The sequence below is a fragment of the Desulfurivibrio nitratireducens genome (genome assembly GCF_044068515.1).
Lineage (GTDB): Bacteria > Desulfobacterota > Desulfobulbia > Desulfobulbales > Desulfurivibrionaceae > Desulfurivibrio.
Genome location: NZ_JBIPKI010000005.1, coordinates 53,079 through 71,513 on the forward strand (window position 1 = coordinate 53,079; position 18,435 = coordinate 71,513).

Here is an 18,435-nt window from a genome sequence, read left to right on the forward strand (position 1 = left end):
TTGAACCTGATAAAGAGGAACAGTAATGAACGCGATTGCCCAGATTGAACAGGAACAGATGCGCCACGATCACCCGGAGTTCCGGCCCGGCGATTCCGTCAAGGTCCATTTTCGGATCATTGAAGGCACCAAGGAGCGGCTCCAGGTTTTCCAGGGCGTGGTAATCCGGCGCCGGCGCGGCACCATGGGGGCCAGCGTTACCGTCCGCAAAGTATCCCACGGAGTCGGGGTCGAAAAGACCTTCGCCCTGCACTCGCCCCAAGTGGAGAAGATCGAACTGGTCAGCCACGGCCGGGTGCGCCGTTCACGGCTCTACTACCTCCGCAACCTGCGGGGCAAGGCGGCCAGGATTCGTGAACGCGACCTCAATTAGCAGCTGAACGGCCGGCGACCGGCAGCGGTGCTCAGCTTGGCCGCCGCCGGCCGGCAGTCCTTTAAAACTCGTAAATCCGCGGGTTACTGGCGTTGGTGAAAGGTTGTACCAGCAAAGGCAGGCGGCCGGGCGGGGGGAAAGTTCTCCTGGCGGCCGGGGCGGTTTCCGATGCCCTGGCCTTCGAGCGCTCTTTGTGGAAGCAGGGTTACCGCTTGGTGGCCGGAACTGACGAGGCCGGGCGCGGGCCCCTGGCCGGGCCGGTGGTGGCCGCCTGCGTTATCCTGCCCCGGGCCTGCGACGTCAGCCGCTTGCGGGACTCCAAGCAGCTTGCTCCCCGCCGGCGCCGGGAGCTGGCGGCGGAAATTTCCGCCCTGGCCGGAGTTTATCTGGGCCTGGGGGTGGTGTCGGCGGCCGAAATTGACCGGCTCAATATCCTCCAGGCTTCCCTGCTGGCGATGAAGAAGGCGGTGGAAACCCTGGCCGCCGGGGCCGGCGGTTGCCTGCCCGATTTTTTGCTGGTGGACGGCAAGTTTCAGGTTCCCCTGGCCCTGCCCCAGCAGGCCCTGGTCAAGGGTGATTCCCGCAGCGCTTCCATCGCCGCCGCTTCCATCGTCGCCAAGGTGCGGCGGGACCGGATCATGGCAGAGTATCATCTTCAATATCCCCAGTATAATTTCATCCGCCACCAGGGCTACGGCACCGCCGAACACCTCCGCCTGTTGCGGGAGCATGGTCCTTGCCCCATTCACCGGCTAAGTTTCAAGCCGGTCAACCACTGCCGGCAGGGCCGTTAAGGATGACCCGCCAGCGGCAGGGTCTGGGGCGGCGGGGCGAGGAACTGGCCTGCGCCCATCTCGCAGCAGCCGGTTATCGCATCCTGGCCCGCAATTATCGCACCCGGGCGGCCGAACTCGATATCGTGGCCCAGCACCGGGACGAGCTGGTCTTTGTCGAGGTCAAGACCCGCAGCAGCGATGCCTACGGTTCTCCGCTAGAGGCGGTGACCCGGCAGAAACAGGCCAAAATTGCCCTGGCGGCCAGTGAATACCTGCTGCGGGAAAGCGCCGGCCGGGCGGCGGCCCGTTTTGACGTGGTGGCGGTATCCTTCGCCGGCGGCAAACCGGCCGTCGAGCACATCAAAAATGCCTTTGAGCTCTGACAGCCAGGTCGAAACCCTTAAACTGTTTTGGGCAGCAAGGCCCAAACCACAAGCCCCTCAGGGGGTTCGGCCCTCGGCATGATTTCCGGCGGCGCCGACTCCCAACCGGTGGAATTACCTTGATGACCAGCAAGCCGCGGATAATCGGAATCACCATGGGCTGCCCGGCGGGGATCGGCCCGGAAATCATCCTGCGCCTGCACGACGAAATTTTGGCCGGGGCCGGTGCGTTGGCGGCCCCGGAGTCTGGAGTGGCAGGCTGGCGCCTGGTGGTGCTGGGGGATATCGGGGTGCTGGCCGCCGCCGCCCGCCGCCTGGGGCAGCACGTGAGATTAAAGCCCTGGCAGCCCGGGACGATTCCTGACCCGGCGGAACTCAACGTTCTGCCCCTGTCCGCCCTGGAACCTCTGCCCCAACCGGGCCGGCCGACTGTGGCCGGCGGCCGGGCCATGGGGAGCTATATCGCCGAGGCGGTGGCTTTGGTGCAGGCCGGGGAGCTGGCGGCCATGACGACCTGTCCCATCGGCAAGGAGATGCTCAACGCCGGGGGCTATCATTATCCCGGCCATACCGAAATGCTTGCCGCCTTGTGCAACAGCCCTGAATATGCCATGATGATGGCCGGAGAGCGGCTGCGGGTAACTTTGGTTACTATCCACCGGCCCCTGGGCGAGGTGGTCGCCGCCCTCGACGCCGGGGCGGTAGAACAGGTTATTCGGCTGACCGCCGCGGCCTTGCGCCGCGATTTCGCCCTGGCCCGGCCCCGGATCGCCGTGGCCGCCCTGAATCCCCATGCCGGGGAGGGGGGCATGTTCGGCCACGAGGAGAAACAGATAATCGCCCCGGCCATTGCCCGGGTGGCGGCGGAGGCCGGGGATGATCTGGCGCTCACTGGTCCCTGGCCGCCGGACACCGTTTTTTACCGGGCGAGCAAAGGAGATTTTGACGCGGTGGTGGCCATGTACCATGACCAGGGCCTGATCCCCTTCAAAATGATCCATTTCCAGGACGGGGTTAACGTGACCATCGGTCTGCCCATCGTCCGGACTTCGGTGGATCACGGCACCGCTTACGATATCGCCGGCAAGGGGGTGGCCGACCATGCCAGTCTGCGAGCGGCCGTGCTCATGGCCGCCCGTATTGCGGCCAACCGGGAGCAGCACAATGTTGCGGCCCCGCCGCGGGATGATTCCTGCTAACGGCAACCTACCGACTCGAGGCGGTGTCCGGATGTTTCGGCCTTTGACAGCAGCCGGGCAAACCGGGAACATTGGGGTTATCAGGCCAAGGGTAAGACTTTTTTTCACGGTTTTCCGTGATATAACAAACGAACGAATGCGGGCAGCAAGGATTGGCCTGGTGAATATTGGCGAAACGCCGCACAAGGAAAAAAGCAAAGGTCTGTTGATCGCCCTTGAGGGAATCGACGGCACCGGCAAGTCCACCCAGTTGGCGTTGCTGGCCCGGCGCTTGCGGGCCGCCGGCCTGGAGGTGGTGGCCACCCGTGAGCCCACCGACGGACCTTACGGCCGGCAAATCAGGGCCAGCTTCGCCAACCGGGCCGCCCTGAGCCCCGAGGAGGAACTGCGGCTCTTTATCGAGGATCGCCGGGAGCATGTCCAGACCCTGATCGGGCCGGCCCTGGCCGCCGGCAAGCTGGTCCTTACCGACCGTTATTACTTTTCCACCGTGGCTTACCAGGGGGCGGCCGGCCATGATCCGGCGAAGATCCTGGCCGCCAACGAAAGCTTCGCTCCCCGGCCGGACCTGGTGCTGCTGCTGGTTGTCCCGCCCCAGGTCGGGGTCCGCCGGGTGCGGGATTTTCGGGGCGAGAGCCTCAACGATTTCGAACAGGAAGATTACCTGACCCGAGTGGCCGCGATTTTTGCCGCTTTTGCAGATCCCAGCCTGGTCCGCATCGACGCCTCAGGTGATATCGAGCAGGTGGGAGAAAAGATCTGGGCCCCGGTGCGGGCGTTACTGATCAGGGAAAAAATAATCTCCGAGGGAGTGCATGAACGGGAATAAAATCCTGATGTTGACGGCTCTGATCCTGGCCGCGGTCGGGCTGGCGGCGGGTTGCGCTTCCCGTCCCGCCGCCCCCCCGGCTGAGCCGGTTCCGGCCCCCCGCTACGCGGCCGAGCTGGAACCTTATGAGGAAGCGGTGGATCCGGCCTGCGCCTATTTTCAATTCACCTGGGGCAAGATCACCGAACTGGGCTGTTGCCTCGAGGATGCCCGCTACGCCTACCAGCAGGCCCTGATTTGTGACCGCAAGGCCGATTACGTGATGCGCAGTCTGGCCATGCTGCTGTTGCGAATGGGGGAGCGGGCCGAGGCCATCGCCTGGGTTCAGAGGATCATCGAACTGAAACCGGCCGATCTCTCCGCCCTTTCCCTGCTGGCCAACCTCTACACCACCGCCAGCGAGGTGGAGAAGGCCGTCGCCGTCTACCGCAATATTCTGACCATCGAACCGGGCAACGCCAACGCCATGCTGATGCTGGGGGTGCTCTACGCCGGCAGCGAGCGGGAGGAGCAAGCCCAGGCGGTATTCGAGGAACTGGTCGCCCTGCACCCTGAGTTTTTCCTGGGCCATTACTACCTGGCTCGCTTTTACCGGGACATGGGAGCAATGGACCGGGCTCTGGCCGCCTACGACCGGGCCCTGGCATTGAACTGGACGCCCGCCATGGCCCAGGAAGCGGCGGCGGCCTACGAAAGTGCGGGATTGTACGAGCAAAGCCTGCGCCTCTATCGGCAGATGATCGCCGATGACCCCACCGATGAACGGGCGCGGGGCTTGTTGGCCAATATCTATCTGCGCCTGGATCGGGTCGAGGAAGCCCTGGCCGAATTGGCTGAATTACGCCATTATAGCGCCGATGTTGACAATATTGACCTGACCATTGCCCGGATCCTGCTGGACGAGGAACGCTACCAGGAAGCCCTGATCCTGCTCCACGAAATGCTTTCGGATGAACCCCGCCTGGACGCGGTCCGCTCGCTGCTGGTCCTGGGCTATTACCGCTCGGGCCAGGTCGCCCGGGCCAGAGCTTTGCTGGAGGAAATCCGGCCCGGCGATTACGGCTACGAAGAGGCGGTGCTGATGCTGGCCCGGATTTACCATGGGGCCGAAGATCCCGTCACCGCCGCCAGAATTCTCGACCGGGCCCTGGCCGAACCGGAACATCGCTACCTGAGCTTTTACGTCACCCTGGCCCTGTTGCACGCCGAATGGCATGACGCCGGCCAGGGAATCCTGGTTTTCGACCGGGCCCTGCGGGATTTGGGGCCCACGGCCCGGGTTTTTTTCGAATATGCTCTCTATCTCGACCGGATCGGCGACGGTGAGGGGGCCCTGGCCAAGATGCAGGAGGTAATCGCCCGCGACCCCCAGGATCCCTTCGCCTTAAATTATGTCGGTTACACCTGGGCCGACCGGGGGGAGAATCTGACTCAGGCCCTGACTTACATTGAAGAAGCGGTCCGCCTTCGGCCCGAGGACGGCTCCATTCGTGACAGTCTGGGCTGGGTTTATTACCGGCTCGGGGATTACCGGAGGGCGGTGGAGGAGCTGGAGCTGGCGGTGGAGCTGTTGCCCGACGATCCCGTGATCTACGATCACCTGGGCGAGGCTTACCGGGAACTGGGGCAGCGGGGAGCGGCGCTGACCGCTTATCGGCGAGCCCTGGAGTTGCTCGATCCGCTACAGGAGCGGGAAAAGAGGATGGCCATCGAAGAAAAAATCGAGGAATTGGCAAGATGAGAGGCCGGTCTCGCCGGGGCGGGGCGCTAAAATGACCGCCCCCCAGCCGGAAAATCCAGGTCGGGCCTCGCTTTGGCCGGGCTGGCGGTGCTTGGTGCTGCTGGGCATAGCGGGGCTGCTTCTGGCCGGCTGTGCGGCCCGGTTCCCGCTGGGTGAGCCGCTGGCCGAAGGGGAGCGCCTGGGGGTCGAGGCTGCTTTTCAGGCCGCCATGGCCGAGCGACGGGAGCAGTTGCGGTGTCTCGATGCCGAGGCTGAGCTGAACTGGCGCACCCTGCTGCGCTCGGGGATGCTGCCCGGCTATTTGCAGGCCATGAGCCCCGGCCAGTTGAAGTTCGTCGGCCTTGATCCGCTGGGGCGGCCGTTGCTGGCCCTGGTCACCGATGGTGATTTTTTCCGGCTGGTGTTGGTGCCGGAAACCAGGGTTTACGAAGGGGCGACTACGGCGGCAAGCTTCCGGCGTCATCTGCCCGACGGCCTGACGCCGGAAATTTTGCCGCAAAGCCTTTTTGCCCTGCTCAGCGGCGGCCTGCCCTTTAATTCGGAAATCGTGGCGGTATACCAGGATCCGCAAGGCGAAGGCTACTGGCTGGAGATGGCCGCTCCATCCCGGACCCAGCTTCTTTTTGGTCCCGGCGCCGCCGCAGATGGAGAAAACGCCGGCCGGAGCAACCAGGTGCGGCGGATTCGGCTATACGAACCGGGGGAACGTCAGCCCACCGAGCTTGTTTATGGCGATTACCGCCCGGCAGCTTTGCCCGCCGCCGGCGCACCCCTGCTGCTGCCCCACCGCATCGAGCTTCATGCCCGCCGTCACCAGGGCTTGAGCCTGACCCTGCGGCTCGATGACTTGCTGACTGATTGCGGCCTGAGCGCCGCCGACTTCCAGCTTCCCGTCCCCGGAAGTTTTACCCGCGAATTGATCCAGTAAGCGGCGGCTTGGGTGTGCTTGCCGCCGGGAGATTTTTTTGATGTCGACGATGGATTTTGATTATCTGCTCTCCCAGGTCGCCCGGCCCGGTCGTTATTGCGGCAATGAGTTCAACGCGACCCGCAAGGACTGGCAGGGCGCCCGTCTCCGCCTGGCCCTGGCTTTTCCCGACCTTTATGAGATCGGGATGTCCCACCAGGGCTTGCAGATCCTCTATCATCTGGTCAACCAGCGGCCGGAGTGGCTGGCGGAAAGGGTCTACGCGCCGGATCTCGACCTGGAGGAAGCACTGCGCCGGCACGGGCTGCCCCTTTTCTCCCTGGAGTCGCGGCGTCCCCTGGACCAGTTCGATGTCCTTGGCATCAGTCTGCCTTACGAGCTCTGTTACAGCAATATCCTCACCATTCTAGATCTGGCCGGCCTGCCCCTGCGGGCTGAAAACCGCACCGAAAGCCATCCTTTAGTCATCGGCGGCGGTCCCTGCGCCTTTCATCCCGAACCGGTGGCCGACTTTTTTGATGCCATTCTGCTGGGCGACGGCGAGGAAGCCCTGCCGGAAATGCTGACTGTAATCCAGCGGGGCAAGGAAGCGGGATCTGCCCGCCAGCAGGTGCTGGCCGAGTTGGCCGCCGTCGAGGGGGTTTATATTCCCGCCTTTTTTGCCCCCCGTTATGACGAGGCCGGCAACCTGCTGGCAACCGAGCCTCTGCGGCCCGACTTGCCGCCGGTGCGCCGGCGGGTGCTGGCGGACCTCAACCAGGCCCCGCTTGCCGCTCCTCCCCTGGTTCCGGCCACCCGGATCGTCCATGATCGCCTGGGGGTGGAAATTGCCCGCGGCTGTACCCGGGGCTGCCGTTTCTGCCAGGCCGGCATCATCTACCGGCCGGTGCGGGAACGGGACCCTCAGCAAGTAATGGACGAGATTCTCGCCAAAATCGACCAGACCGGTTTCGAAGAGGTGGCCCTGCTCTCGTTGAGTACCGGCGATTACGGCTGCATCAATGAACTGCTGGTCGGCCTGATGGACGCCCTGGCCGAGCGGCGGGTCTCGGTTTCCCTGCCCTCGATGCGGGTGGGAACCCTGACCCCGGCCATGATGGAGCAGATCCGCCGGGTGCGCAAGACCGGCTTCACCCTGGCCCCGGAGGCGGGCAGCGACCGGTTGCGCCGGGTGATCAACAAGGGCATCAGCGAGGAAGACCTGCTGGCGGCCGGGCGCAGTGCCTTTGCCCTGGGCTGGAAGCTGATCAAGCTCTACTTCATGTTCGGACTGCCCAGCGAAACCGATGAGGATCTGGCCGCCATCCCCGAACTGGCTGCCAAAGTGCTGCGGACCGGGCCCGGGGGGCGCTGCCAGGTCACGGTGAGCAGCGCGATTTTTGTCCCCAAGCCCCATACCCCCTTTGAACGGGAGCCTCAACTGACGGTGGCGGAGGGCTTTGCCCGGATCGACATGCTCAAAAGTCGGCTGCGGAACAAGAGTTTCAAGCTCAAATGGCATGATCCCCGCCAGAGTTTTCTCGAGGGGGTTTTCTGCCGGGGCGATCGCCGCCTGGCCGATCTGGTGGAAAAGGCCTGGCGCGATGGGGCCCGGCTCGATGCCTGGTCCGATCACTTCAAGCTCGAACGCTGGCAGGAGGCAGCCGCCGCCCTGGGGCTTGACCTGGAAGGGTATCTCCGCCGCCGTTCACCCGCCGAGGCCCTGCCCTGGGACCACCTTGACGTCGGGGTCGACCGGGCTTTTCTGGCCACCGAGCTGCAGAAGGCCCTGGCCGAGGATTATACTCCCGATTGCCGGGTCCATGGCTGCAGCAAGTGCGGCCTTTGCGATTTTAAACGGATCAAGCCCGTGGTTTTCAAGGCCCCGATCAACCCGGAACAACCGGGGCAGCAGCCGCCAGACGGCGCTGAACCGGCCGCCACTCCCGGGCGGCCCTTGCCGGCGGTGGGCTATCGGCTCTTTTATGCCCGCCGGGCCGAGGCCCGCTTCCTGGGGCACCTGGAGATCCTGCAGGTCTTTTTTCGGGCCTTTCGCCGGGCGGGCTGGCCGTTGGCCTTCAGCCTGGGGTTCAATCCGGTGCCCAAGGTTTCCTTCGGACCGGCTCTGCCCCTGGGGACCGAAAGCCTGGCTGAATTTCTCTGGTTGGAGCTTACCCGGCCTCTGGCTGATCATGAACAGGCCCGGGCGGAGCTTAACCGGCAGTTGCCGGCCGGACTGGAGGTCATTTCGCTGCAGCCCGGCGGCCGCCGGCAGCCGGATCGACTCCTCAGCGCTTACCGGATAACGGTGCCGCGAGAAATTGATCCCCAATTACCGGCCCGCTTGCTTGCGGCCGCAGAATTTGTTATGACTGTGCGCCGGAAAGGGGTTGAGCGAACCCTGGATATCAGGCCCGCGGTCCATGATATGGTCGTCCGCGCGCCCGGGGAACTGGAACTGGTTCTGGTTCAGGAGGCCGGCCGGCCTACGGTCAAGCCCCTGGAGGCGGCGGCGGCCGTCTGCGGGCTGGGCCAGGATGATCTGGCCGCCGCCCGGGTGCTGAAGATCTGGAGCCGGGACGAGGCCCAAACGCCAGGCAGTACCCCAGCTTAGGGACGGTATGGGCAAGAAGCCCCCCGGCAGCTCCTGGCGGCGGGTGCCGGTTGCCATCCGCCCGCCGCCGGACCGCGGGACTCTGGTCTCAATAACAATTATTGCTAGAACTGGCGGGCCCGGCGTTGCGGGGCGGCCGCCATTAACCGGGGAGTTAAGCCTTTGTCCACCGAACTGCTGATCAACTCCACCCCTTATGAAATTCGGATCGCCTTGCTGGAGCATGGCAATCTTGCCGAGTTTTACTTGGAACATCCCACCGAAAAGGGCCTGGTGGGCAACATCTACCGAGGGCGGGTGGTGCGGGTGCTGCCCGGGATGCAGGCAGCCTTCGTCGATATCGGCCTGGAGCGGACCGGTTTTCTCTACGTGGATGATGTCCTGGTCTCTTCGGGTGAGTTGGAAAAACGGCTGGCCCGCTGCGAACGCGGCGACGGCACCGGGGGCTCCACCTGCTGCGGCGATGAAACCGATACCCTTTCCCGGCGGATGCCGGGTCAGAATATCGACGACTTGCTGACCGAGGGGCAGGACATTCTGGTCCAGGTCTGCAAGGAGCCCCTGGGCACCAAAGGCGCCCGCTTGACCTGTAATGTCACCTTGCCTTGCCGCAACCTGGTTTTTATGCCGATGACCGATCATATCGGGATCTCGCGCAAAATCGAGGACGAAGAAGTGCGTCAGGTCTTGCGCCGGAAAATCGAAACCCTGCGACCTACCGGTACCGGCTTTATTGTCCGCACTGTGGCTGAAATGGCCGCCACCGATGACCTGGAAGCGGACATGGAATTTCTGCTTCACGCCTGGGAGGAGATCCAGGACCGGGTCAGCGGCGCCGCGGTGCCGAGTCTGATCTATGAGGATCTCGATATCATCCTGCGGGTGGTCCGCGATGTCTTTTCCCCCGATGTTGACCAGGTGGTGGTGGACGATCCCGAGACCTATCAGCGGGTACTCAATTTCGTGGAAACTTTCGCGCCCCGCCTCCAGGGCCGGGTCTGTCTCGATGAAGGGGACCCCCCCCTTTTCGAGGCCTTCGGAGTCGACCTGGAAGTCAAGCGGGCCCTGGAACGGAAGATCTGGCTCCGTTGCGGAGGTTATATCGTGATCGAGCCCACCGAGGCCCTGACCGTCATCGATGTCAATACCGGGCGTTATGTGGGCAAGAGCGGTCTCGAGGAAACGATTTTCAAGACCAACATGGAAGCGGCCAAGGAGATTGCCTACCAACTCCGCCTGCGCAATATCGGGGGGATCATCATCGTCGATTTCATCGACATGGAGGATGAGGCGCACCGGGAGGCGGTTTTCACCGCTCTTAAGGAGGCTTCCAAGAAAGACAAGAGCCGGCTCAATATCCTGCGGGTTTCGGAATTCGGCCTGGTCCAGATGACCCGCAAGCGGAATCGCGAGGATCTCGAGCATCTGATGTGCGAGCCCTGCGAGTGCTGCCACGGCACCGGTGTTCTCCGCTCAAACAGCAGTTTATGCTACGAGATTTTTCGCCACATCGAACGGGAGGCTTGCCGCAAGGAAGGAAACACGGTAACCGTCCGGGTCCATCCCCGGCTGGCCGAAATGCTGCTGCGCGAGGAGGCCCATACGGTCGATTATCTGGAAAAAAAATGTGGCAAGCGGATTCACGTCATGCCCATCAAGGATTCGCATCCCGAGAAATATGAAGTGGCCTGGCAGTAAAGCTTGACAACCGACCAGGGCGGGGCTATAAATATCGGTTTCTTTTCAGGGCCGTTCGCTTGGGGCGGACGGCAGGAGCTGGATTTGGAGGAAGTTTATGTACGCAATAATTCGCACCGGCGGCAAACAGTATCAGGTGGCACCCGGCGAACGCCTGCGGGTGGAAAAACTGGCCGGCGAGGTTGGAGATACGGTGGAGTTGGCGGATGTTCTGCTGGTAGCCGACGGCAGTGAGATCAGGGTCGGCCGGCCGATGGTGGAAGGCGCCAAGGTCACGGCCCGGATCATTGAGCAGGACAAGGCCAAGAAAGTACTGGTTTTCAAGAAAAAGCGGCGCAAGGGCTACCGTCTCAAAAAGGGCCATCGTCAGCCTTATACGGCGCTTGAAGTCAAAGAAATTCTTTAGACTTAAGAGGATTTGAGTCATGGCACATAAAAAAGCGGGCGGCAGCTCGAAAAACGGTCGCGACAGTAACTCCCAGCGGCGTGGGGTCAAGCGCTTCGGCGGCCAGGTGGTCAAAGCCGGCAATATCCTGGTTCGCCAGCTCGGCACCAAGATTCACCCCGGCACCAATGTCGGCCTGGGCCGGGATTATACCCTGTTCGCCAAGGTTGACGGCGTGGTGACCTACGAAGATTTCGGTCGCAATCGCAAGCGCGTCAGCGTCTATCCGGCCTGAGCCCCGGCCGGTATTTCCTTCTTCCCGCCAGCGGTCCCGGCGGCCATGCTCCTGTATGGCCGCCGGAACTGCTTGCGCAGACAGGTGACCCGGTCGATTTATCCTGCCTGTAACAGGGGGAGATGCCGGGCGGCGTTGCCGGGAGCCGCGGTCGCGCTGGAACCGGCCCGGCAGTTTGTTATTTGGCCGGCGCCGGTCACTCGGTTTTTTTAAGGACATCAGCGAGGCCGGTAATTTGGCGGCTCCGCTCCCCCCCTCCTTCAATGCTTACGGCCTTCGCCACTTACCCTTATGTCCTTCATCGATGAGGCAAAATTTCTGGTCCGGGCCGGCGACGGCGGTAACGGCTGCGTCAGCTTCCGGCGGGAGAAATTTGTCCCCAAGGGGGGGCCGGATGGCGGTGACGGCGGGGCGGGGGGCAGCGTCTACCTGGTTGCCTCGGCCCGGCTCACCTCCCTGCTCGATTTCAAGTACCGCTCCCATTTTATCGCCGAAAAAGGGGTCCCCGGCCGGGGCCGGAAGATGCACGGCCGCAACGGCGAAGATTGCCTGGTCAAGGTGCCGGTGGGTTCGGTGATTCGCGACGCCGAAAGCAACGAGATTCTGGCCGACCTGGTGCATGACGGTCAGCGATTTCTGGCCGCCCGCGGCGGCATGGGCGGCAAGGGCAATGTCCATTTCGCCTCGGCCACCAACCGGGCCCCCCGGACCGCCACCAAGGGCAAGCCCGGGGAGGAATTCTGGCTGCGGATCGAATTGAAACTGCTGGCCGACGTCGGCCTGATCGGCTTGCCCAACGCGGGCAAATCGACCCTGCTGACCCGGCTTACCGCCGCCACGCCCAAGGTGGCGGATTATCCCTTCACCACCCTCTCTCCCCAACTCGGGGTGCTTTTTCTGCCCGGCCAGGGTTCCTGCACCATCGCCGATATTCCCGGCCTGATCGAGGACGCCCACCGAGGAGCCGGCCTGGGCCACACCTTCCTGCGCCATGTGGAGCGGACCCGTTTGCTGATTCAGGTCATCGATGCCGCCCCGCTTGCCGGTGATCCCCTCGAGCAGTACCATATGCTGGAGCGGGAGCTGGGCCTTTACCAGCAGGATTTGATCCAGCGGCCGCGCCTGGTGGTTTTGAACAAGATAGATCTGCTGGCCGGGCCGGCAGAGGACGCGGGCGCTGAAACGGCGGGGACTTCGCTGCCGGAACTGGAGCGCCGTTTTGCCCGGGCCAATATCCCGGTGATCCCCGTATCCGCCCTTGGAGGTCAGGGGTTGGACAAGCTGGTCGAAGTTATTGCCCGGCATCTGGTCCAGCCCGCCGCCAGCGAGGAAGATGATGATCCCGAGGCCGGGCTGTAAGCAGCGCCGCCAAGGGCACGGATAAATCAGCCGGCCCGGCGGCCGCCAGGTCGGCGCTCTTGGCCCGCTAACTGGTTGTTTTTCTTGCCGCCGTCAGGCGGGCAGGGGACGAACCGGTCGCAAGCAGCTTTCACCGGGGCCTTTGGGGGGCCGGAACAGCCGCCGGGGGCCCGCGGTAAGCTTGCGGAAACGGGCGGCGAGGCGGGAGATGACTGACGGAAACAGGCAGCCATGAACGAACAAGCGAAAAAGGTTGATGATCTCAAGCTCCGGCGCTGCTACCTCGACAAAGCCCGCCGGGTGGTGGTCAAGGTCGGTTCGGCGGTATTGACCACCAGCGAGGGACTCAACTACCCGGTCCTGGACAGTTTGGCCGGCCAAATCGAACAACTGCGGCGCCAGGGGCGCGAAGTCATCATCGTCAGCTCCGGGGCGGTGGCCGCCGGCCGGCGCAAACTGGCCCTGGGCAACCGGATTTTGAGCCTGCGGGAAAAGCAGGCCGCCGCCGCCGTGGGCCAGAGCAGCCTGATGCGGGCTTACGAAAAAATCTTCGAACAGCTCGGCAGCAAGGTGGCCCAGGTCCTGCTGACCCATGACGCCTTATCCCGCCGCGACCGCTACCTCAACGCCCGCAACACCATCTTCACCCTGCTCCAGTGGGGTCTGGTCCCGATCATCAACGAAAACGACACCGTTTCGGTGGAGGAGTTGCGATTCGGGGACAACGACACCCTGGGGGCCATGGTCACCAATCTCTGCGAAGCCGACCTCTTTATCTGCCTCACCGATGTGGCGGCTCTCTACAATGCCGATCCCTGCCGCGATCCGGCCGCCAGGCCCTTGCATACCGTGGGGCGGATCACCCCCGAGATCGAAAAAATGGCCGGCACCGTGGGTAGCGCGGTCGGCACCGGCGGCATGTTGAGCAAGGTCAAGGCCGCCCGGATGGTGGCCTCCCGCGGAGGCTGTTCCATCATCGGGCCGGGGCGGGAGCCCGACGTGCTGCCCCGGCTTTTTGCCGGCGAGGAACTGGGCAGTTTTTTCCTGCCCGAACCCCAGAAAATGCCGGGCCGCAAGCACTGGATCGCTTATACCCTGCGGCCCAAAGGGTACCTGGTTCTCGATGAGGGGGCCTGCCGGGCCATCCTCAGCGGCGGCAAGAGTCTGCTGCCTTCGGGGATCGTCGAGGTCCGGGGCAGTTTCGGGCTCGGCGATCCGGTCCATTGCCTTGATCGGGACGGCAAGGCCCTGGCCGCCGGGCTGGTCTCCTACGACGCCGAGGCGGTCCGCCGCATTATGGGAGTGAAAACTTCCGCCATTGCAGGTATTTTGGGCTACAAGGATGCCGATGAGGTTATCCATCGCGACAATCTCGTCATTCTGTAAACGCTCAGCAGCACCGCACCGGGCGGCGATCGCTCCGGCTCGCTCGGCGAACAGTCCTGCGGGGGCCTGCCGGCGGCAACCTGGCGACCTGCTGAACGTTTACCTTGGATAATAGCGCGGATTATCAGCTTTTTGCGCTCATGTTTTTCGCCCAGTTTCTGGGTTAAGTCGGACGGGAGGTAAATATGACACTGGAAGAGACCATCATCGGACTGGCCCGGGAAACCAAGGGGGCGGCCAGGCAGGTGGCCAATCTGTCGACCACGGTCAAGAACCGGGTGCTGCTGGCGATGGCCGCGGCCCTGCTGGAACGCAAGGATTACATCCAGGCCCAAAACGAACTCGATCTGGCCGCCGGCCGGGAAAAGGGTCTGTCCGCCGCGATGCTGGACCGGCTGGCCCTGAGTGACAAGGTCATCGAGGCCATGGTCACCGGCTTGCGTGAAGTGGCGGCCCTGCCCGATCCGGTGGGGGAAATTTCCGAGCTGCAGCGCCGGCCCAGCGGGATCATGGTGGGGCGGATGCGGATTCCCCTCGGGGTGATCGGGATGATTTACGAATCCCGGCCCAACGTCACCGTCGATGCCGCCGCCCTTTGCCTCAAGGCCGGCAACGCCGTGGTGCTGCGGGGCGGCTCCGAGGCGCTCCATTCCAACCTCGCGCTGGCCCAGGTGCTGCGGGACTGCCTGGCGGCGGAACAGCTCGATCCGGCGGCCATTCAGGTCATTCCGGTGACCGACCGCGAGGCGGTGACCTGCATGCTGCGGCTCGAGGAACAAATCGACCTGATCATCCCCCGGGGCGGGGAGGGGCTGATTCGCTTCGTCTCCGAAAATTCGCGGATTCCGGTACTCAAGCATTACAAGGGAGTCTGTCACGTCTTCGTTGACGCCGGGGCCGATCTCGGCATGGCCGGCGATATCGTCATCAACGGCAAGACCCAGCGGCCCGGGGTTTGCAATGCCCTGGAAACCCTGCTGGTCCACCGGGATGCGGCGGCGGAATTTCTGCCCGCGGTGGGGGCCCGACTGGCCCTCGCCGGGGTGGAAATCCGGGGCTGTCCCCAAACCCTGGCCCTGATGCCCATGGCCGTGCCGGCCGGGCCGGACGACTGGGGGATGGAATTTCTCGACCTGATCCTGGCGGTCAAGGTGGTGGCCGATATCGACGAGGCCCTGACCCATATCGCCCGCTACGGCTCCCAGCACACCGAGGCGATCATCACCAACAACCACGCCCACGCCCAGCGTTTTCTCCGCGAGGTTGACTCTTCCTCGGTGATGGTCAACGCTTCGACCCGTTTCAGCGATGGCGGCCAATACGGCCTGGGGGCGGAGATCGGCATCAGCACCACCAAGCTCCACGCCTATGGCCCCATGGGCCTGCGCGAGTTGACCACCCGCAAGTTCATCGTCTACGGCGAAGGCCAAATCAGAGTTTAGGTAAACCTGCAGTCGCACCGCATCTTGGCGCGATCAGCCCCGGCGATATACCGGAGTATAATCGCCGGGGCTGCTTGCGCCAATCTGCGCCACGGCTGCAAGTTTACCCCGGCGGGAAACCTGGGGTCAGGCGGCACTGCTACTCGAGCCATGAGGGTCGTGGTTTTCTGTTTTGCCGGCCGGGCCGGCTGGCTGGTCCGGGCGACGGTCAGCCGGCAACGTTCCGCCGGCGGGGTGAGGACGGGATGACGGGAAAGGTTAGGGGAATCGGGGTACTGGGGGGAACCTTCGATCCGGTGCATAATGGCCATCTGGTGCTGGCCGAGGCGGCCCGGCGGGAATTCGCCCTGGCCCGGATCCTTTTTATTCCGGCCGCCCAGCCGCCCCATAAGCTGGGAGAGCCGATTTCACCCTTTCACCATCGGGCCGCCATGCTGGACCTGGCCCTGGTCGGCCATCCCGTCTTCGGGGTCAGCCGGATGGAGGAGAAACGCCCCGGCCCTTCCTACAGCGTCGATACCCTGAGGGAATTGAGGACCGACCTGGGCTGGGAACAGCCCCTCTATTTCATCATCGGCTCGGATGCCTTCGCCGAAATCACCACCTGGAAAAACTTCAACGAGCTGTTCCGCTACGCCGATTTTCTGGTGGCTGAACGGCCCGACACCGCTCCCGGCCACCTCGACGATTTTCTCTCCCGCCAACCGGGTTTCAGCCGGGACCCGGCCGGCGTCTGCTGGCACCATCCCCTGGGGGCCCGGCTTTACCCTCTGCCGGTGGACGCCTTTCCGGTTTCCGCCACCACCATTCGCCGCAAAATCCGCCAAGGCCAAGCCATTCAGGGCCTGGTGCCGCCTCCGGTGGAGGCCTATATCCGCCAACACCGCCTTTATCGCCCAGGGGCTTGAGCCGCGCCGGTCCGCCGGTTTACCTCCTCCGCTTTCTGCCTTTTCCCGCTTGACAACGATTGACCTTGCGCCTGATACTGGTCATGGAGCAACCTTGCCCTGGATTGTGGTTGGATTCTGATCCCCTTTGTCTTCCCAGGAGTAAAACCATGGCCGCCGCCAAGCACAAGCATAACGCCTCTCCCGGCTCTCCCGCCCCATTCACCCTCAAGGACTGCGCCCTGATTGCCATCGCCACCGGCCGCAAGGCCTTCACCCTGGTCGAATTCCGCGATCATCTCCGGGAGGTTGCCGAGGACAGCGTCTATCATCATTTCTGGGGCGGCCTGCTGGGCGTCCGGTTCGAGGAGCGGGAGTTCAACAACGACTTTGCCGTCTGGTGCCGGCAGCACCTCCATGACCCCGAACTGGCCGAACAACTGGCGGTGGTCGATCCCGGGGAACACCGGAACCTCGACGGTTTGCGTCGGGAGCTGCTGGACATTATCGATGAGCGCCTGGATAGCAGTGAACTCTCCCACTGGCTGCGGGCCGAACAGCCCTTCGAGTTCAGCCGGTCGCAACTGGTCATTTTCGCCACCGGCAAAACCCTGGCCCGGCCCCATGAGCTGGCCGCGATACTGCCGCACGTCGCCACCGGCACCATCTTCTATCATTTTATCGATGCCCGCCGGCGCCTGGCCGATGGCTCCGACGATTTCAGTACCTGGCTGGCCGGCTTCGGGCCGCGTTACGACGCATTTCGCCAACAGCTGGCCACCATCGATCCTTTCTTCGCCAGCCTCAGCCAGTTGCGGGATGAACTGGCCGGACTTTGCCGCGAACACTGTGAAAGAGGTGAATCCTGATGCCAGAAATGCTTGCCGCGTACGCCGAGGTGGTCGGCCAGGATGTCATCACCCACCTGCAGCAGCTGGCCCGCCCCCTGAAGGGGATGAAGGTGGTGCACGTCAATTCCACCCGGGTGGGGGGTGGGGTGGCGGAGATCCTCGAAAAGCTGGTGCCCCTGAGCAATGAACTGGGGATCGACACCCGGTGGGAGGTGATCAGCGGCAACGAAGATTTTTATCGCTGCACCAAGGCCATGCACAACGGACTCCAGGGCCACCGGACCCCCATTGCCGATTCCCTGCTCAAGGCCTACGAGGAGGTCAATCGCAAAAACGCCGAGCAATTGCGGCCTCAGCTCGAAGAAGCCGACTTTGTCTTTATCCATGATCCGCAACCGGCCCCGTTGCTTGGGCTTTGCCCCAACCGCCGGGGCCGCTGGGTCTGGCGCTGCCATATCGACGCCAGCCGCCCCTATCGTCCCCTCTGGCGCTATCTGCGCGGCCATATCAGTCCCTATGATGCCAGCATCTTTTCCCTGCCGGCCTTTGCCCAGTCGTTGCCGCATCCCGAGTATATCATTGCCCCCAGCATTGATCCGCTCAGTGAAAAAAATATTGACCTGGACGCCGCCGAGCTTGATGAAGTCCGGCGCCGGTTTGAACTGGATCCGGACCGGCCCCTGATTCTGCAGGTCTCCCGCTTTGATCGCTTCAAGGACCCGGTGGGGGTGATCGAAGCCCACCGCCTGGCCCGCAAATTCGTTCCCGGCCTGCAACTGGTTCTGGCCGGCGGTACCGCCACCGATGACCCGGAAGGAGATATGGTCTTGCAGGAGGTCCGCCAGGCCGCCGGGGATGATCCCGATATCAAGATCCTGCTTTTGCCCCCCGATGCCCACCGGACCATTAACGCCCTCCAGCGGGCCAGCGATATCGTGATTCAGAAGTCGACCAAGGAGGGTTTCGGCCTGACGGTCACCGAAGGGCTCTGGAAAGGTAAACCGGTGATCGGCGGTGATACCGGCGGGATCCGGCTCCAGGTGGTCAATTACCATACCGGTTTCCTGGTCCGTACCCCCGAGGGGGCCGCTCTGCGGATCCGTTACCTGCTTTACCGCCGGGACCGGATGGTGGAAATGGGCGCCAAGGCCCGCCAGTTTGTCCGCGAAAATTTTCTGCTGACCCGGCACCTGCGGGAATATCTGACTCTGATCGTCGGCCTGCTGCACGGCGCTCAGTACCGGATTGAACTGGCTTGAAGGCGACCGAAGCGGGCAGCAGCGGGACCGGGGCGGCACATCTCAGCGGGA

17 protein-coding genes are annotated in these 18,435 nt (G+C 63.6%); all 17 read left to right on the forward strand.

Annotation, left to right across the window (positions count from 1 at the left end; genetic code table 11):
* The first annotated feature begins 25 nt into the window (after nt 1–25).
* Entirely contained in the window at nt 26–373 is a 348-nt protein-coding gene (gene rplS / locus ACHHTY_RS03300) for a 50S ribosomal protein L19 (protein WP_395492635.1), read from the forward strand.
* A 95-nt stretch (nt 374–468) separates the two neighbouring features.
* Nucleotides 469–1,167, forward strand: a complete 699-nt coding sequence (locus tag ACHHTY_RS03305) for a ribonuclease HII (protein WP_395492636.1) — start codon at nt 469–471, stop codon at nt 1,165–1,167.
* 2 nt (nt 1,168–1,169) lie between these two features.
* Nucleotides 1,170–1,532 (forward strand): YraN family protein, encoded by a 363-nt coding sequence (locus ACHHTY_RS03310; protein WP_395492637.1) that lies wholly within the window; start codon nt 1,170–1,172, stop codon nt 1,530–1,532.
* Nucleotides 1,533–1,654: 122 nt separating this feature from the next.
* On the forward strand, nt 1,655–2,731 hold the full coding sequence (gene pdxA, locus ACHHTY_RS03315; RefSeq protein ID WP_395492638.1) for a 4-hydroxythreonine-4-phosphate dehydrogenase PdxA: 1,077 nt from the start codon (nt 1,655–1,657) through the stop codon (nt 2,729–2,731).
* Nucleotides 2,732–2,891: 160 nt separating this feature from the next.
* On the forward strand, nt 2,892–3,560 hold the full coding sequence (tmk, locus tag ACHHTY_RS03320; RefSeq protein ID WP_395492639.1) for a dTMP kinase: 669 nt from the start codon (nt 2,892–2,894) through the stop codon (nt 3,558–3,560).
* On the forward strand, nt 3,547–5,301 hold the full coding sequence (locus tag ACHHTY_RS03325) for a tetratricopeptide repeat protein (protein WP_395492640.1): 1,755 nt from the start codon (nt 3,547–3,549) through the stop codon (nt 5,299–5,301). The genes tmk and ACHHTY_RS03325 overlap by 14 nt, the downstream gene beginning before the upstream one ends.
* Nucleotides 5,302–5,332: 31 nt before the next feature.
* A complete protein-coding gene (locus ACHHTY_RS03330; RefSeq protein ID WP_395492641.1) occupies nt 5,333–6,229 on the forward strand; it encodes a hypothetical protein in 897 nt (298 codons plus the stop codon).
* 40 nt (nt 6,230–6,269) lie between these two features.
* On the forward strand, nt 6,270–8,822 hold the full coding sequence (locus ACHHTY_RS03335; RefSeq protein ID WP_395492642.1) for a TIGR03960 family B12-binding radical SAM protein: 2,553 nt from the start codon (nt 6,270–6,272) through the stop codon (nt 8,820–8,822).
* Nucleotides 8,823–8,984: 162 nt separating this feature from the next.
* Nucleotides 8,985–10,520, forward strand: a complete 1,536-nt coding sequence (locus ACHHTY_RS03340) for an Rne/Rng family ribonuclease (RefSeq protein ID WP_395492643.1) — start codon at nt 8,985–8,987, stop codon at nt 10,518–10,520.
* Nucleotides 10,521–10,617: 97 nt separating this feature from the next.
* On the forward strand, nt 10,618–10,926 hold the full coding sequence (gene rplU / locus ACHHTY_RS03345; protein WP_395492644.1) for a 50S ribosomal protein L21: 309 nt from the start codon (nt 10,618–10,620) through the stop codon (nt 10,924–10,926).
* 19 nt (nt 10,927–10,945) lie between these two features.
* Entirely contained in the window at nt 10,946–11,200 is a 255-nt protein-coding gene (rpmA, locus tag ACHHTY_RS03350) for a 50S ribosomal protein L27 (protein WP_395492645.1), read from the forward strand.
* A gap of 291 nt (nt 11,201–11,491) precedes the next feature.
* Complete coding sequence (obgE, locus tag ACHHTY_RS03355; RefSeq protein ID WP_395492646.1) at nt 11,492–12,559, forward strand: GTPase ObgE; 1,068 nt, start codon at nt 11,492–11,494, stop codon at nt 12,557–12,559.
* Nucleotides 12,560–12,790: 231 nt separating this feature from the next.
* A complete protein-coding gene (gene proB / locus ACHHTY_RS03360) occupies nt 12,791–13,945 on the forward strand; it encodes a glutamate 5-kinase (RefSeq protein WP_395492647.1) in 1,155 nt (384 codons plus the stop codon).
* Between the two features lie 185 nt (nt 13,946–14,130).
* Nucleotides 14,131–15,387, forward strand: a complete 1,257-nt coding sequence (locus ACHHTY_RS03365; protein WP_395492648.1) for a glutamate-5-semialdehyde dehydrogenase — start codon at nt 14,131–14,133, stop codon at nt 15,385–15,387.
* 245 nt (nt 15,388–15,632) lie between these two features.
* A complete protein-coding gene (gene nadD / locus ACHHTY_RS03370; RefSeq protein ID WP_395492649.1) occupies nt 15,633–16,295 on the forward strand; it encodes a nicotinate-nucleotide adenylyltransferase in 663 nt (220 codons plus the stop codon).
* 149 nt (nt 16,296–16,444) lie between these two features.
* The gene (locus tag ACHHTY_RS03375; RefSeq protein ID WP_395492650.1) at nt 16,445–17,143 is read left to right on the forward strand and encodes a DUF5752 family protein; all 699 of its coding nucleotides are present in this window, start codon (nt 16,445–16,447) and stop codon (nt 17,141–17,143) included.
* Nucleotides 17,143–18,384 (forward strand): glycosyltransferase, encoded by a 1,242-nt coding sequence (locus tag ACHHTY_RS03380; protein WP_395492651.1) that lies wholly within the window; start codon nt 17,143–17,145, stop codon nt 18,382–18,384. The genes ACHHTY_RS03375 and ACHHTY_RS03380 overlap by 1 nt, the downstream gene beginning before the upstream one ends.
* The last annotated feature ends 51 nt before the right edge of the window (nt 18,385–18,435 follow it).

Excerpts from the sequence above, each read along its gene's own strand:
- rplS (WP_395492635.1), top strand. The coding sequence starts at position 26 with ATGAACGCGATTGCCCAGATTGAACAGGAACAGATGCGCCACGATCAC.
- ACHHTY_RS03310 (WP_395492637.1), top strand. The coding sequence starts at position 1,170 with ATGACCCGCCAGCGGCAGGGTCTGGGGCGGCGGGGCGAGGAACTGGCC.
- pdxA (WP_395492638.1), top strand. The coding sequence starts at position 1,655 with ATGACCAGCAAGCCGCGGATAATCGGAATCACCATGGGCTGCCCGGCG.
- ACHHTY_RS03325 (WP_395492640.1), top strand. The coding sequence starts at position 3,547 with ATGAACGGGAATAAAATCCTGATGTTGACGGCTCTGATCCTGGCCGCG.
- ACHHTY_RS03330 (WP_395492641.1), top strand. The coding sequence starts at position 5,333 with ATGACCGCCCCCCAGCCGGAAAATCCAGGTCGGGCCTCGCTTTGGCCG.
- ACHHTY_RS03335 (WP_395492642.1), top strand. The coding sequence starts at position 6,270 with ATGTCGACGATGGATTTTGATTATCTGCTCTCCCAGGTCGCCCGGCCC.
- rplU (WP_395492644.1), top strand. The coding sequence starts at position 10,618 with ATGTACGCAATAATTCGCACCGGCGGCAAACAGTATCAGGTGGCACCC.
- rpmA (WP_395492645.1), top strand. The coding sequence starts at position 10,946 with ATGGCACATAAAAAAGCGGGCGGCAGCTCGAAAAACGGTCGCGACAGT.
- obgE (WP_395492646.1), top strand. The coding sequence starts at position 11,492 with ATGTCCTTCATCGATGAGGCAAAATTTCTGGTCCGGGCCGGCGACGGC.
- proB (WP_395492647.1), top strand. The coding sequence starts at position 12,791 with ATGAACGAACAAGCGAAAAAGGTTGATGATCTCAAGCTCCGGCGCTGC.
- ACHHTY_RS03365 (WP_395492648.1), top strand. The coding sequence starts at position 14,131 with ATGACACTGGAAGAGACCATCATCGGACTGGCCCGGGAAACCAAGGGG.
- nadD (WP_395492649.1), top strand. The coding sequence starts at position 15,633 with ATGACGGGAAAGGTTAGGGGAATCGGGGTACTGGGGGGAACCTTCGAT.
- ACHHTY_RS03375 (WP_395492650.1), top strand. The coding sequence starts at position 16,445 with ATGGCCGCCGCCAAGCACAAGCATAACGCCTCTCCCGGCTCTCCCGCC.
- ACHHTY_RS03380 (WP_395492651.1), top strand. The coding sequence starts at position 17,143 with ATGCCAGAAATGCTTGCCGCGTACGCCGAGGTGGTCGGCCAGGATGTC.